Origin of the sequence: Winogradskyella wichelsiae (assembly GCF_013403925.1) — a bacterium.
Taxonomy (GTDB): Bacteria; Bacteroidota; Bacteroidia; order Flavobacteriales; family Flavobacteriaceae; genus Winogradskyella; species Winogradskyella wichelsiae.
Window position 1 is genome coordinate 486,429 of the sequence record NZ_JABFDJ010000002.1, and the last position, 16,790, is coordinate 503,218.

Annotated in this window: 10 protein-coding genes; 5 read left to right on the plus strand and 5 right to left on the minus strand. The window is 32.6% G+C overall.

What is annotated here, in order from left to right:
* The gene (locus tag HM985_RS05790) at window positions 1–1,134 is read left to right on the plus strand and encodes an ATP-binding protein (RefSeq protein WP_179375338.1); all 1,134 of its coding nucleotides are present in this window, start codon (window positions 1–3) and stop codon (window positions 1,132–1,134) included.
* 36 nt (window positions 1,135–1,170) lie between these two features.
* On the opposite strand, the gene HM985_RS05795 is transcribed toward HM985_RS05790, so the two are convergent.
* The 5 genes from HM985_RS05795 to amaB all read right to left on the minus strand — a co-directional run bounded on the left by HM985_RS05795 (window position 1,171) and on the right by amaB (window position 6,912).
* Window positions 1,171–2,358 (minus strand): DUF1501 domain-containing protein, encoded by a 1,188-nt coding sequence (locus tag HM985_RS05795; RefSeq protein ID WP_179375339.1) that lies wholly within the window; start codon window positions 2,356–2,358, stop codon window positions 1,171–1,173.
* A gap of 2 nt (window positions 2,359–2,360) precedes the next feature.
* Window positions 2,361–3,722 (minus strand): DUF1800 domain-containing protein, encoded by a 1,362-nt coding sequence (locus tag HM985_RS05800; RefSeq protein WP_179375340.1) that lies wholly within the window; start codon window positions 3,720–3,722, stop codon window positions 2,361–2,363.
* A 117-nt stretch (window positions 3,723–3,839) separates the two neighbouring features.
* Window positions 3,840–4,547: a hypothetical protein gene (locus HM985_RS05805; RefSeq protein ID WP_179375341.1), complete on the minus strand. Its 708-nt coding sequence runs from the start codon at window positions 4,545–4,547 to the stop codon at window positions 3,840–3,842.
* Entirely contained in the window at window positions 4,525–5,232 is a 708-nt protein-coding gene (locus tag HM985_RS05810; RefSeq protein WP_179375342.1) for a peptidase associated/transthyretin-like domain-containing protein, read from the minus strand. The genes HM985_RS05805 and HM985_RS05810 overlap by 23 nt, the downstream gene beginning before the upstream one ends.
* Window positions 5,233–5,358: 126 nt before the next feature.
* On the minus strand, window positions 5,359–6,912 hold the full coding sequence (gene amaB / locus HM985_RS05815; RefSeq protein ID WP_179375343.1) for an L-piperidine-6-carboxylate dehydrogenase: 1,554 nt from the start codon (window positions 6,910–6,912) through the stop codon (window positions 5,359–5,361).
* 329 nt (window positions 6,913–7,241) lie between these two features.
* Here amaB and HM985_RS05820 point away from each other — a divergent pair, with 329 nt between their 5' ends.
* The 4 genes from HM985_RS05820 (at window position 7,242) to HM985_RS05835 (ending at window position 16,783) form a co-directional block, all read left to right on the plus strand.
* A complete protein-coding gene (locus HM985_RS05820; RefSeq protein ID WP_179375344.1) occupies window positions 7,242–12,815 on the plus strand; it encodes an alpha-2-macroglobulin family protein in 5,574 nt (1,857 codons plus the stop codon).
* Window positions 12,816–13,047: 232 nt separating this feature from the next.
* Window positions 13,048–13,899 carry an SH3 domain-containing protein gene (locus HM985_RS05825; protein ID WP_173587444.1) on the plus strand — a complete coding sequence of 284 codons (852 nt, stop codon included), beginning with the start codon at window positions 13,048–13,050 and terminating at the stop codon, window positions 13,897–13,899.
* A gap of 51 nt (window positions 13,900–13,950) precedes the next feature.
* Window positions 13,951–16,293, plus strand: coding sequence for a penicillin-binding protein 1C (gene pbpC / locus HM985_RS05830; RefSeq protein ID WP_179375345.1), 2,343 nt, complete (start codon window positions 13,951–13,953; stop codon window positions 16,291–16,293).
* Between the two features lie 49 nt (window positions 16,294–16,342).
* Window positions 16,343–16,783 carry a hypothetical protein gene (locus HM985_RS05835; protein WP_179375616.1) on the plus strand — a complete coding sequence of 147 codons (441 nt, stop codon included), beginning with the start codon at window positions 16,343–16,345 and terminating at the stop codon, window positions 16,781–16,783.
* Window positions 16,784–16,790 lie beyond the last annotated feature (7 nt).

Here is a 16,790-nt window from a genome sequence, read left to right on the forward strand (position 1 = left end):
ATGATCAATAAACGCCTTCTCATAAAACACCTGCTTGCTCATAATGATGAGAACAGTTTTTATGACAAAAAGCGAAAGATTGATATCGGGTTTAAAGAAGGAAAAGGAAAGTTTTTAAAGCACATCTGTGCACTCTCTAACAGCAATCCAGAAAACAATTCTTACATTGTAATTGGGGTTGAAGATGAAGACAACAAAATTATTGGTGTCGACTTTTTTGACGATAGTAAAATTCAAAACCTAATTAATGCTTACCTCACCAATCCACCTATTGTACAATATGAAAATATTCCTTTTCCTCATTTACCAGAAAACAAAGTCGTTGGCCTAGTTACGATTAGACCAACAGATAACATTACATCGTTAAGAAAAAATATATGGAAGTATTATGGTGGTTCTGTCTTTTTTAGAGATGGCAGTATTAGCATGCCTAAAGTTTTTGACCTTAAAATTAAAGATGTCAATTCTAAAATTGTTGCTGCGATTGAGAACAATGCTCAAAACAACATTCAATTAACGCTTGATGGTGTGTTTGACTTTATGAATAAACGTCAAGATTTCAACCCGCAATACAAAGTTTTTAAAGAATACTTTGTGCTCTGCTGGTCTGGTGCAAAAAAACAAGTAAATGAAGAAACCTTCTTTTCTAGAGTTGATATTGAATTGGTAAATGAACAAGTTCTTCTATTTTATTCTGCTTTAGATGAAGTAGCTATTTCTTATACAGAAAATTCGTTTAAAATAATTGAATATGTAAGGCTAGGGCTGCATCAATCTTTTAAATACTATAAATTAGAAGAAAAAATTATTCAATTTAGTGATAATGCGAACTATTCTATCGAAGCTAAATTGATATTTGAACCACCACAATATGACAAAAAAGTATTGCATCACATTTACAATTCCAATAATACTATTTTAAAAAAGCTTCAAAAAAATAGCCCATTAAAACCCAATGAAGAAGAAGACCTAAAGGATTTAGCTGCTAGCTATTTAATTTGTTATTTAAATGGTTTTGAAAATGCTTTATTAAAATTAGAAATAGCAAAACCTCATATTAAAAACCACAGCCTAAAACTATATATAGCTTACAAAGAAACGATTAGAATACTTAGAAAAGTTAAATACAGCTAAACAACTGAGTTTTTCAATTAAAAAAATTACTTGTGCTTATATAAATTTTAATAATTCTTGTTTGCTTGGAATTATACCTTCAGACGAAACGTCCATCCATTGCGAAAGGATAGTCGCATAAACAGATCTAAAATCTACACTATATTTTAAATCTCCATTTTTATCTAAATCACTTAAACTAGAAAGATTGTTATAAAAACCAGCTTGCTTTAAATTCTTACCAATTACAAATACATTATTTGCAGAACCATGATCGGTACCATTAGCTGCATTTTGTTTTACTCGTCTGCCAAATTCTGAAAACGTTAATAACAATGTATCTTTAAAAGTACCGTTGCTTTTTAAATCCTCTACAAAAGCAGCAACACCCTCCGCATACTGGGACAACAACTTAGTTTGTCTGTTGTTTTGGTTAGCATGCGTATCAAATCCATTCAAAGATGTATAAAACACTTTAGTATCCAAATCAGAATTAATAAATTGAGACACATTTTTAAGCTGTTTAGCAAATCTATTTTGAGGATAAGTTGTTTGCGACGCTTGCACTTTAGTGTTTTCAAAAATATAATTGGCAGAAGATTTTGCTTCAATCATAGTCTGATACAGATATCCTAAATTATGTTCACTTAAATGAGCATCATTATAGTGATCAAGCACTTTTTTAAAATAAGGATCCTTGGATGTATTATAAAGTACTTTATAATCATTCGTCGCAATTCCATTAAAGTGTTCGCCTTTCATAGCTAAACTAAGTTGCTCATCCATTTCTATCGCATTGTAAGGTTTTTTACCATGTTGATCTAAAAAACGCCCCAACCAACCACTTTGTAAATATTGATCGGAATTACTTGCTGTTTGCCAAATATCCATAGATCTAAAATGCGAACGCACAGGATTGGGATAACCTACATTATTAATAATGGATAATTCTCCGTTATCATACAAAGCACGCAACGGACCTAAACTAGGATGAAAACCCAAATCGTCATTTAATTTGATGATGTTTTTGGTAATCGCTAATTTTGGTCTGGCTTTATAATACAAATCATTATTATGTGGAATAATGGTATTAAGCCCATCGTTACCACCCCCTAATTGAATAATAACCAAACGCTTATAACCCAACCGCTCTGAGGCAATAGATTCGAATGCTTTTACAAACTTGGGAACAAAAAACAAACTACTCGCTAATGCTGAATTCTTAATAAATTTTCGTCTATCCATAATTAACACATTTGATATTCCGGTAAAGACATTAGTTGAATACAATACTCTTTTTTAGAGGAAGTATTCATGGTTTTTAAATAGTCTAAAGTCCCGCTATAAATAGTTCCTTGTATCAGATATTCTTCAAGGTTTTTGGTTGTAGCACTTGCAAAATTTTCTAAAAAAGCAGTCCAATCAGCTGTTGTTTTAAAAGGCAATTTCCCTTTATTTTTATATAATGCTTTTTTTGATAATTCCCTGTTTTCACCTGTAGAAATTAATGCATTGTTCAGTAGTGTTGATGGTAATTTTAAACGTACCATAATAGTATTGGCATCAATCCAAGACTTATCTCCTTTCCAACCTGCAACATTTGGTGCATCTAATAAGGTTTGACCTAGAATTTTTTGAATTCTTAAGACGTCTTTTTCTTTTTCAAACTGAATAGGCACTGTATTTATCATTCCTACCAAATAATCTACAGGTGATTTTATTTTTGAACCTATATTTTCTTCTTTATAAAACCAATCAGATAGAAATACAAAACGCATTAGGTTTTCAATGTTATAATCTTTAAAAAACACATCTGTCATAGCTTCAATATATTTTTTATTTGGTGTAGGATTCACAAAATAGCGATAAATTTTATCTGAAATAAAACGCGCGCATTTTTTATCATCTAGTATAATATCAATAATGTCATCTCCATCATATTTCCCTATTCTATTTAAAAAAACTTTAGATTCATTATCTCGTTGAGACTCTCTATGAATAAAACCCCCTTCAAAATCATGATTATACCCTGTAAATGCCCGTGCACTTTCTTTTATATCTTTCTCAGAATATTGTCCTTCTCCTAGCGTAAAAAGCTCCATTAACTCGCGAGCAAAATTTTCATTAGGTCTATTCTTTCGATTTTGTTTACCATTTAAATATCTCAGCATTGCAGCTTCTTTAGAAACAGCTTTTACAAAACCTCTAAAATCTCCTAAGGCAAAATAGCGAAGTGTATTATTGTATTGTTGCGCATATAAAGGATTTCTCTCTCTACAAACAAAATGATTCGCCCAAAACAGAGTCATGCGCTCTCTTAACAATTCCGTTGGGTTAATAAGTCGCTTAACCCAAGCATAATTGAGATCTAAAATTTTCTTTGCTCCTTTTTGATTGATCTCCTTTGCTAATTCTGGATAATTTTTAAGATCAATAGAACTTATGCCATCTAAATAAGACAAGTCTATGGTTAGTGGCGAAAATGCCTTAGAATCCTTAAATAAATCAGCAACAGCTTCTGTTCTATTTTTAGAAATAGATTTAAGCTTTTTTGGATGAACACCAAAACCAGCACGCCAAAATAAATGTTGAAGTTCTTGCTGCGTCATATTGATATCGTTTAATTAAAGTATATTTAAAATACAACCACCTATATACAACAAACGAATTTTATTTTAAGATATTCTAGACCGTCGCATTTATTTAAAAACCAATACTTAAAATAACTAATTTAAAAATCTAGATATTAAATCTCTTTTCCCAATGTTAAATGCCAAACCTATACCAACATTGTTATAAGCTCCTTTTCTAAAGACATCTTCTAATTCATTGGGCACCATAATGTCTGTTTTTGCAATACTATAAGCATAATCTAAATAAACCATTACAACGCTATTTAATTCATACCTTATATAAATTCCATAATTACTTAAACGACTATGATCTATTTGATATGCCTGGTTTGAACCCGAAGATTGTTTGTTTTTAAAACGTGCACTACCTGTAACAGAGGCTACAACACCTAATCTCAGCTTATCTGTAGGTAAAAATTCATAACCAATATTTAATAACTCTTCGTTTACTTTTGTTTTTTTATAATTACCAACGACAGACTGATCTTTTACATCGAAAAAATTATAATTCAACGAAAAACCAATAAAAAACTGTTTATAAAGATAGAGTTGAAAACCAAAATCTAAACCAGAATTCCCTTCTAAACCTTGACCAATAAAGTTATTACCAGCTGTAATAGGCAGATTAAAACCATTAGACAACACTACAAACGTTTGTCTTTCCCTAGAGCTAAATATAGATGACTCTGCTGCTGCTTCATTTTTAGAATCTAGCTTATCTTCGTCTTGTGCCGAAGCAAAAAGACTGAGCATTAAACATAGCAGAGCAATGATCTTTTTAATAAGTAAATGTAAACTCATAAGTAGGCTCGTTAATTATAAAGGTTTCTATTATTTCCGGTTGATCGTTAATGGAATAAATGAATTCTATAGTAGAACCAACGGTTGTGACTAAAGTACTTTCTCTATCTGAATTAATATCATTCAGTATCCAGCTTTCAAAAACATCTTCATAGCAATAACTTTCACCTTCAACTAAAATTCCTTCTTCGTAATATGCTTCAAAATATACATTTTCATATTTAAGCGAATAAGACAACGTATTGCCCTCACCACTAATTCTAGAAATATTATAATTAACTATTCCTATCGTTTTTAATTCAATAGTTTCGAGATTAAAAACTAAATCTGACGGTACATAGTCTATAATATTTGTATAATAATTATACTTAGAATAACTATCCCCAGCATCAATTTCTATTGAAAAATCAGCATCGTTGTCAAACAAAGAAACTACTGAAAAATCCCCATTGCTATCGCTAAAATTTCTTCCTAAATTATATTGATCACTTCCACTAGGTCCTGGAGCAAAAAAAGCCCCCCTCCCTCTTTGCGTATAAACACCAACCTCTGCACCAGCAATTGGCACACCAAAACCATCAACAACTTTGCCTTTTACAAGGATTCTAATATCATCTTCAAATTTAGTTTCACAACTATAAAAAGAAAATAGCAAACAAATAATGACAAGAAATTTAATATTCATAGTTATAATTTTACCCCTTCAAGTTATAGATGTCATTTATATGAAAAGGTCGCGTCTCACAATGTAAAAAAATAAAGCCACATCTTTTCGATGTGGCTTTTATCATTTTAAAAACTTAACCTTTGCTTAAAGATCAAATTTTATGCCTTGAGCTAATGGTAATTCATCAGAGTAATTAACTGTGTTTGTTTGTCTACGCATGTAAACTTTCCAAGCATCAGAACCAGACTCACGCCCACCTCCTGTTTCTTTTTCACCACCGAATGCTCCACCAATTTCGGCACCAGAAGTTCCTATATTTACATTAGCAATTCCACAATCTGAACCAGCATAAGATAAGAACTTCTCTGCTTCTTTCATTTCGTTAGTCATAATGGCTGATGACAAACCTTGAGCTACACCATTCTGTTTCCCAATTGCATTTTCAACTTCTCCAGAATACTTCATTAAATATAATATTGGAGCAAATGTTTCATGTTGTACAATTTCAAAATGATTTTCAGCTTCAATAATTGCTGGTTTTACGTAGCAACCACTTTCAAAACCTTCACCTTCTAAAACACCTCCTTCAACTAAAACATTACCTCCTTCTGTTTTTGCTTTTTCAATAGCAGCTAAATACGTATTTACAGAATCTTTGTCTATTAATGGTCCAACGTGATTGTTTTCATCTAACGGATTACCAATCTTAATTTGTCCGTAAGCACCAACAATAGCATCACGTACTTTATCGTAAACCGACTCGTGAATAATTAATCGACGTGTCGATGTACAACGTTGCCCACAAGTACCAACAGCACCAAATACAGCACCAGGAACTACAACTTTTAAATCAGCAGTTGGCGTAATTATAATAGCATTGTTTCCTCCTAATTCTAATAAAGATTTACCAAAACGTTCCGCTACTGTTGTACCAACAATACGCCCCATTCTAGTAGAACCTGTTGCAGAAACTAAGGGAATTCTAGTATCTGTAGTCATCATTTCACCAACTTTGTAATCTCCATTTATGATACAAGAAATGCCTTCTGGTAAATTGTTTTCTTTTAAAATGCCTGCAATAATATTTTGACATGCTATAGAGCATAACAATGATTTTTCAGAAGCTTTCCAAACACAAACATCCCCACAAATCCATGCTAAAGCTGTATTCCAAGCCCAGACTGCTACTGGGAAGTTAAATGCAGAAATAATACCAACCACACCAATGGGATGCCATTGCTCTCTCATTACGTGACCTGGACGTTCTGAAGGAATGGTCTGTCCATTTAATTGACGTGATAAACCCACTGCAAAATCACAGATATCAATCATTTCTTGAACCTCTCCATAACCTTCTTGCAAAGATTTACCCATTTCGTAAGACACTAATTTCCCTAATGGTTCTTTTAAATCTCTTAATTTATTTCCAAACTGACGAACAATTTCACCACGTTGTGGAGCAGGTACATCTCTCCAAATTTTAAATGCACCAGTTGCTGCATCCATCACTTTGTCGTAATCCGCTCTTGTTGTCGTTTTTACTTTAGCTATTAATTTGCCATCCACAGGAGAATATGACTCAATAATTTCTCCATTAGAAAAATTATTAGAACCCGTTGAAGACCCTTCATTTATAGCTGCAACACCTAACTGCTTTAAGGCTTCTTTTATTCCGAAATCGGTAGCTACTGCTTCCATATTTGCTTATTTTTTATAAATTATTTAGTTTCTTCACGAAGTTACTAATAAAATGTTAGTTAGTCGAAACACAACTCTCTTTAATCATGTAACTTTGAAGTGCAATTAAACAGAAACATTAAATTGGTAAAAATTACTTGTATTATTTATAAAAAAATAACTTTGTATAGTGAAACAATTTTGATTTGATTAACTCATTTAAACACAAAAACAAACTTTAAGAGTTATTTAACAAAAGCAATAAGTCTAAATACTAAAAAATTAGCGTACTTATTTAACAAGAATAAACTTACCTTTATTTAGCTAAGCCTTTAATTATAAACATCATCATGAATATCAAAAAACACCTTATCCTACTTTTTATTCTAGCTTTTGCTTTTTCTTGTAAAGACAAAACTGTAGAAACTGATAATATTTTTAAATACAAAGATTATATCAGCTACACCACATCTGGACTAGTTTCTGTTGCAGACCCAATAAAAATTAGTTTATCAGACTCAGTTAGTGGATGGGAAATAAATAAAACATTGCCTGCTGAATTGGTAAAAATTACTCCTCATGTTCAAGGAGAATTAAAAGCCATGAATAATCACACGCTTCTTTTTACTCCAGATGAAAATTTAGAATCAGCAACAGAATATACGGTAAATGTAGATTTAAGTGACATCTACAAGGACATACCTTCAGAATTTGAAGATTACACTTTTCAATTCAAAACTATTACACCTAGTTTTATTGTTACCACACAAAACTTACAATCTTACAGTAAAGAGTGGCAATATCTTCATGCCCAACTGCGCTCTGCCGATATTATTTCACTAAAACAAGCGAAACAATTAGTATCTGCTTCTCAAAACTCTAAATCTTTAAAGCTAGCATGGAATGAAGCTAATGAAAATTCAAAATTCTTTGAATTTAAAATTGACAGCATCAATAGATTATTAGAAGACAGTAATATTGATGTACAATGGGATGGAAAAGCTATAAAAGCAGAAAATAAAGGTAAAAATTCGATAACAATTCCTGGTAAGAATAATTTTACAATTGTAAATACCAATATCATTCAAAGCCCTGAGCAATTTTTATCTTTAAACTTTTCGGATCCCTTATTAAAGCAACAAAATTTTGCAGGATTAGTATCTATTCAAGGCGTTAGAAATCCAAAATATATTGTAGATGGAAACGTATTAAAGGTTTATCCGAACACAAAATTAACTGGAGACATATTAGTTGAAGTCTTTAAAGGTATAAAAAGCACAGATGGTTTTAAATTAAAGAATACTTTTTCTGAAACCTTAACTTTTGAAGAATTAAAACCTCAAGTTAGATTAATCAGTAACGGAACAATTCTTCCAAATTCAGACAACTTAAAATTCAATTTTGAAGCTGTTAGCTTAAGTAAAGTAGATGTTAGGATTATTAAAATATTTGAAGATAACGTACTTCAGTTTTTACAAGATTATAATATTGATGACAATAATCAATATTCAATTAAAAAAGTTGGACGACGTATTGCTAAAGAAACTATAACTTTAATTCAAGAAGAAAACCAAAACACAGGAAAATGGAAAGCTTATAGCATCGATTTATCTAAATATCTTACATCAGACCCTGGAGCTATTTACAGGGTAGAATTAAGTTTTAAAAAGGAATACTCTTTATATAACTGTGACTCAAATGCAACTGCAACTAATATTGAAGAGGACGATTATTACGATGATTATTATGATGACGATTATTATGCTTCAGAAGATTTATCAGAAGCGGAAGAAGACCAACTTGAAGAACGCTATTGGGACAACTTAAGCTATAGCTACAGAAACACCAATTACAGATGGAGAGATAGAGAAAATCCTTGTACAAACTCTTACTATAACTACGAAGGCCATATTGTCTCTCAAAACATCATTAGTTCTAATCTTGGTATAATTTCTAAACAAGGCACAGCCAATAATTATTTCTTTGCGGTAACCAACATTTTAAACACAAAACCAGAAAGTGATACAAAAATCACTTTATATAATTACCAACAACAGGAATTAGCCAATGGAACCACAGATGACCAAGGAATATTAAAAATTGATGCTAAAAATAAAGCTTCATTTGCCACAGCAACCAAAGGTAAAAGTGTAAGCTATATAAAATTAGAGGACGGAAATTCTCTATCTCTAAGTAAGTTTGATGTTTCTGGAAACAAGCTTCAACGCGGATTAAAAGGTTACATCTATGGAGAACGTGGTGTTTGGAGACCTGGTGATAGCTTATTTTTAACTTTCATGTTGAATGACAACGCCAATAAATTACCAAAACGTCATCCTGTAAAATTAGAAATCACAGATCCTGTTGGAAAATTAGTTTACAGAAAAATCTCTATAGATAACCTCAATCATTTCTATGATTTTATAGTTCCGACCTCAACCGATTACAAAACCGGAAACTATAATGCAACGGTTTCTGTTGGTGGTGCTACATTTTCAAAAAGTTTAAAAATTGAAACTGTAAAACCAAACCGACTTAAAATAAAAATAGATTTCGAAAAGGAGATTTTAAACAATAACCAACCACTTCAAGGAGACTTAAACGTGACTTGGCTGCATGGTGCACCTGCAAAAAACTTAAAAGCTGAAGTTAAAGTAAAATTTGCATCGACTTCAACAAGTTTTAAAGGCTATAAAAATTATGTTTTTAACGATCCTACACGAACCTTTGATTCTGAAGAAACTAATGTTTTTGAAGGTAATTTAGACGAAGAAGGTAATGCAACAATTAACTCTAGACTAAATATTGGCAGAAATGCACCAGGAATGCTAACAGCTCAATTTTTAGTTAGAGCTTTTGAAAACGGAGGTGATTTTTCACTCGATGCTTTTAGCATGCCTTACGCACCTTATGAAAGTTTTGTTGGTTTGCAATCACCAAAAGGAAATAACTACGGTTCTTATTTTACCGATGAAAATCAAATTTTTGATATCGCGACTGTAACAGCTGAAGGCAAACCTGTACAAAGAGAAAATGTTGAAGTAAAAGTTTATAAAATTGAATGGCGTTGGTGGTGGAATTCTTCTTACGATGACTTATCGAGCTACGTATCTAGCAGTTACCACAGACCTGTTCAAACATTTTCAGTAAATACAGGTGCCAACGGTAAAGCTAATTTCAAACTTAACATTCCCGAAGAAGAACGCGGTCGTTATTTAATTAGAGTTGTAGATCCTGTAAGCGGACATGCGACAGGTAAAACGGCTTATTTCTATAAAAACTGGTGGTCTACAAACCCTTCAGGTGACAAGGAAGCTGCTAAAATGTTAGTGTTTTCAACAGATAAAGAAAAATATAATGTTGGTGAAACGGCTAAATTAACGTTCCCTTCTGGTTCTGAAGGAAGAGCTTTAGTTAGTATTGAAAACGGCTCTGAAGTATTGCAACATCAATGGGTAAAAACAAATAAAGGTGAGACTACTGTTGATATTCCGGTAACACCAGAAATGGCACCTAATGTGTTTATCAATATTTCATTATTGCAACCACATGCCACCACTTCTAACGATTTACCAATTCGTTTATACGGTGTAATTCCGATGATGGTAGAAAATCCAGCAACAAAATTAGAGCCTGTAATAGACATGCCAGATGTTATTCAACCAGAGCAATCTTATAAAATAGAAGTTTCTGAAAAGAATGATAAAGCCATGACGTATACCATTGCAGTTGTTGAAGAAGGCTTACTAGATTTAACACGTTTTAAAACCCCAAATGCTTGGGATAGTTTTTATGCCCGTGAAGCTTTAGGTGTAAAAACCTGGGATATTTTTGATGACGTTATTGGTGCTTATTCAGGTAGTATTGATCAGGTATTTGCTATTGGTGGTGATGGAAGCGCAGCTGGCGGAAAAAACAAAAAAGCAAATCGTTTTAAACCTGTAGTTACCTATTTAGGACCTTTTCTTTTAGACAAAGGGCAAACCAAAATACACCAACTTAAAATGCCAAATTATATAGGAGCTGTTCGTACTATGGTTATTGCTGGTAACAATACAACTGAAGCTTACGGAAGTGTTGAAAAATCAGTTCCGGTTAGAAAACCATTAATGGTATTAGCAACTTTGCCACGTAAATTAAGTCCAGGTGAAAAAGTAACCCTTCCTGTGACTGTTTTTGCCATGGAAAATAAAGTAAAAAATGTAAAACTATCTTTAAAATTAAGTGATGGAATTACGGTAAAAGGAAGCGCTACGCAATCTCTAAAATTTGATAAACCAGATGAAAAAATGGTGTATTTTGAATTAGATGTTACCAAAGCAAAAGGTGTAAACACTGTGGAAGTGATCGCGACAGGAAATGGTGAAAAATCAACGTACAAAGTAGAAATTGACGTAGAGAACCCTAATCCTTATACGTCTCGTGTTATGGATTATGAACTAGAAGCTAATGGCAAACAAAATATAGATATTACCACTTTTGGAGTTACAGGAACAAATTCTGCAACCGTAGAATTCTCAACCTTACCACCAATGGATTTTACAGGCAGGTTACAATACTTGGTTCGTTATCCACACGGCTGTTTAGAGCAAACAACCTCTAGTGTATTCCCTCAATTATTCTTGGGTGATATCTTTGATTTAACGGCTCAAAAGAAAAAAGAAGTACAGCAAAACATAGAAAAAGGCATTAAGCGTTTGGGTAATTTTCAACAACCTAGCGGAGGAATGAGTTATTGGATGGGAGAAAGTTCAGCCAATGATTGGGGAACAAGTTACTCAGGTCATTTTATGATTGAAGCAGAGAAAAAAGGATTCGTATTACCATTAACTTTTAAAAGCAACTGGATTGCGTACCAAAAGCAAGCTGCTAGAGATTGGAGACCAAGTTATAAGGTTTACCATTCTGATTTAGCACAAGCCTACCGTTTATACACGTTGGCTTTAGCAGGTAGTGCAGATTTAGCAAGCATGAATAGGTTACGTGAGTTTGATGAAATTTCTAACGAAGCAAAATGGCGTTTAGCTGCCGCTTATGCATTAGCAGGACAAAAGGAAGCGAGTGATGCCATTTCAAAAACGGCTAATATCGATTTTCAACCCCCTAAATCTAACTATTATACTTATGGTTCTGTAGACAGAAATAGAGCTATGGCTTTAGAAACTATGATTATTACCGGTAATCCTAAAGCTAGAGATTTAGCAAAATCTATCGCTAAAGATTTATCTAGCAACCAATGGATGAGCACACAAACCACGGCTTATAGTTTATTAGCTATGGGGAAAATGGTTATTAAAAATGGCGGAAAAGATTTAAAATTAAGCTATACTATTAATGGTAAATCAGAAACTATAGACACTAAAAATGCTATTGCACAACGTACAGTTTCTATTAAAGACGGAAACAACGCAATTGCTATAAACAATGCTAAAAATAACTTAGTCTATGTGAGAGTGATTAACTCTGGGAAATTAAAATTAGGCGAAGAATTAGCAGAGCAACGTGGCTTTACCATTTCAACGACTTATAAAGATTTACAAGGCAATACTATTGATGTAACAAAATTACAACAAGGTCAAGATTTTGTCGCTACAGTTAGCATTTCTAACCTAACAAGTGATTTTGTTAATGATGTTGCTCTAACCCAAATTTTCCCTTCTGGTTGGGATATTGTAAATACACGATTTACAGATTTTGGAGATACAACCGTAAGTCAGGCTAGATACACAGACATTAGAGATGATCGTGTAAACTTCTATTTTGATATGAATGCAAAAGGAAGATATGGCACTAAAACATTCTCTGTTATGTTAAACGCATCTTACTTAGGAACCTATTATTTACCAGGTACACAAGCTGAGGCGATGTACGATAATGATTATTTAGTAAGAAATAAAGGACAGTGGATTACTGTTGAAAAATAAAGAAAAATTAACTTAACGTCAATTCGAGTGATTCTGATCTTTTATCAGAATTGTATCGAGAACATTTGTAAATATATCTGTTTCTCGACACAAATTTGAAGCGCTTCAAATTCACTCGAAAAAGACTTCACCATAAAAAACCATACATAAATTAAAAACTCGCCGTCCGGAAGGCAAGCATGCTAAAAAACAAAACCGCTAAAACAAATGTTTAATCTTAAATCACAAAATTATGAAAATCACAAAACAGATTTTAGCGATTGTAATGTTACTGAGTGTAGCATTCGTAACAGCACAACAAAATGCTTATGTAGCCGCAGAAAGCGGATTATCTCTTAGAGATCAACCAGACGTAGACGGAAAATTATTGAGTAAACTATCTTATGGTGAAGCCATAGGAATATTAGAAAAAACAGAACACAAACTCGTTATTCTCGATGGCGGAAAAAAGGTAAGTGGAGAATGGGTAAAAGTGGAAACAAGAAACCATATCGGTTATGTATTTAATGGGTATTTATCACCAACTAAGATTTCTAAAACGATAAGGTTTGATTTTAACGCGTTGAATGTCGAATTAAAGAATCTAGCCACTAAAGACTATAAAAGAAACTACAATTTAAAACAGTTAGACTCTGCTAAAATTAGTGTTGATCTAGGCGCTTCGCCCGAAGGCAAAAAAATTGTGTTGGTAGATAACGACTATAAACATGTAAGTATTTTTCAACGTTACGAGAATAGTATCGCTTTTATAGATACAAACACACCTTGCGATGTTAAAGATTGGACGCAATTTGATTCGGAATGGAAACCTTTAAAACAATTAACATCTAATACATTTCAGACTTTAACTTATACCGAAAATGACTGGAAAAAGTTTGTAACCTCAGCTATCGAAGAATTAAAAACAGATATTATAGATCAATGTGGCGAAGCATGGTTGACCGAAATAACCAACACAGATAATCTTAAAACTAATCCTGTTGGTTTAGCCACTAACCGCATGTTTTTAAAATTCATCATTACCGATTCTGAAAATAATATTACAGAAAAAGTTATTGAATTTGAAATACCTAAAGGTTGTTAGAAATTTAATATATAATACCTTCGTCATTCATTTATAGCCCTAAAATTAACAATGTTAAACTACTTAAAACGTAATAAGATACTAACGATAATTATTGTTGTACTTCTTGTTACGTTTTATTTTTGTTTACCTAAGCAATTATTTAAAGATCCGACAGCAACAGTTATTACAAGTCGATCTAATGAATTATTAGGCGCATTAATTGCCAAAGATGGCCAATGGCGTTTTCCTGCTAATGATAGTGTTCCTGATAAATTCGAAATTTGTATTCTTCAATTTGAAGACGAATACTTCTACAAACATCCTGGTTTTAATCCTATTTCAATATTTAAAGCTCTTAAACAAAATTTAAACTCAGGATCTGTAAAACGAGGAGGAAGCACTATAACGCAGCAAGTTATTAGACTCTCTAGAAAAGGACAATCACGTACTTACTTTGAAAAACTTAAAGAACTTATTCTTGCCACACGATTAGAATTTAGATTGTCTAAAAATGAAATTTTAAACCTCTATGCAAGTCACGCACCATTTGGAGGAAATGTTGTTGGCATAGATGCAGCAGCATGGCGCTATTTTAATAGAAATGCCTCTAATTTATCTTGGGCCGAAAGTGCAACTTTAGCAGTTTTACCTAATGCCCCGAGTTTAATTTACCCTGGAAAAAATCAGAAGCGATTGTTAGACAAGCGGAATAGATTATTAAAAAAACTTTATGACAACGCAACGATCGACGAACTAACCTATAAATTATCTATTGCAGAAGGTTTACCACAAAGACCATATCCTTTACCACAAATTACACCCCATTTGTTACAAAAAGTAGCTAAAAGTAATAGAGGTGAACGCGTAAAAACAACCATTAATATTAATTTACAAGAACAGACTAATACTATTGTAGAACAGCATTATAATCTATTAAAACAAAACGAAATTCATAATCTTTCAGTTTTAGTTTTAGATGTAAAAACAAGAGAAGTCCTAACTTATATAGGTAATTCTCCAACGGATAAAGCCCATCAAAATAGTGTTGATATTATTGATAAACCAAGAAGTACTGGTAGTATTTTAAAACCTTTTTTATATGCTGCAATGTTAGATGCTGGCGATTTATTACCAAATACTTTAGTTGCAGATGTACCAACTCAGTTTGGAAGTTATCAACCCGAAAATTATAACAAAACTTACGACGGAGCTGTACATGCTAACGAAGCTTTATCACGTTCATTAAATGTACCCGCAGTAAGAATGCTTCAAGAGTTTGGACTCGATCGTTTTTACCATTACCTAAAAGCACTTCAACTTAAAGATTTAAAATACAACGCCAATCATTACGGTTTATCTCTTGTGCTTGGAGGTGCAGAAAGCAACCTTTGGGACTTGTGTAAAAGTTATGCTGGTATGGCTTCTACATTAAACCATTTTAACGCTAATTCTAGTCAATATTACTCAAATGAGTTCACACAACCCATTTTCGATTCGAAAGAAAATATTGATTTTGGAAAATTATCGAAACAAAAATACGTTTTTGACGCTGCATCCGTATATTTAACGTTTGAAAGCATGAAACAAGTTAATCGGCCAGAAAGCGATGAAAGTTGGGAATATTACGACTCTTCTCAAGAAATTGCTTGGAAAACTGGAACAAGTTTTGGCTTTAGAGATGCTTGGGCAATTGGTACAACTAAAGATTATGTTGTTGGTGTTTGGGTTGGTAATGCAGATGGAGAAGGAAGACCAGGTTTAGTCGGTGTACAAACTGCCGCTCCTATTCTATTTGATGTTTTTGACCTATTACCAAAGAGCAATTGGTTTACAAAACCCTATGACGAAATGCTAGAGGTAAGCATATGTAAGAAAAGTGGCTATAGAGCTTCTACTATTTGTGATGATACAGAAATGCGATACATTCAAGCTAGTGGAAAAAAAACACAAGCATGTCCGTTTCATAAATTAGTCCATTTAGATAGTTCTGAACAGCATCAAGTAAATTCATCTTGCGAAGCCATTTCAAATATCACTAACAAAGCGTGGTTTATATTACCACCTTTACAAGCTTATTATTACAAGACTAAAAACCCTTTTTACAAATCCTTACCTCCATACCGGTCTGATTGTGCCGAATCTACTGGCGTTTCTATGGAATTTATTTATCCCAATCAACAAAGCACTATTTATTTACCTAAAGATTTTGATGGAAAAATAAACGATCTCATCTTAAAAGTAGCCCATTCTAAACCAGAGTTAGAACTCTATTGGTATATTGATAATCAATACATAGGAAGCACAAAGGATATTCACGACATGGCTGTTTTACCAAGCCCTGGTAAACATATTATAACGGTTACAGACGAACTAGGAAATGAATTAAAACATCGAATTACTATTTCGGAGTAATTACTTTCATGAGTAAATCCCTATTTTTGCAGAAATAAATCAACTTATCATTATGGGAACTATTCAATTTATACATTCAAAATGGGCATATTTAGTACTTTTAGTATTAGTACTTGCTACATTTAACGCACTTATTAAATTTTTTGGAGATAAAGAATTTGATGCTAAAGATTTTAGATTATCTCTATTTGCTCTCATAACAATGCACATTCAATTGCTACTTGGAATTGTTTTATTTTTTATGAAAGATTACTTCTCATTAATAGAACAAGTTGGTGGAATGGGAAAATTAATGGGTAACAAAGCATTAAGAAACCTTGTTGTAGAGCACCCACTTACAATGCTTATTGCGATAGCTTTATTAACAATCGGTTATTCTAAGCACAAAAAGAAATTGACATCTAGATCTAAATTTAAAATGTTATCTATTTTTTATACGTTAGCGTTAGTGTTAGTATTAGCTAAAATACCGTGGAGTATTTGGTTTTAGACTTCAA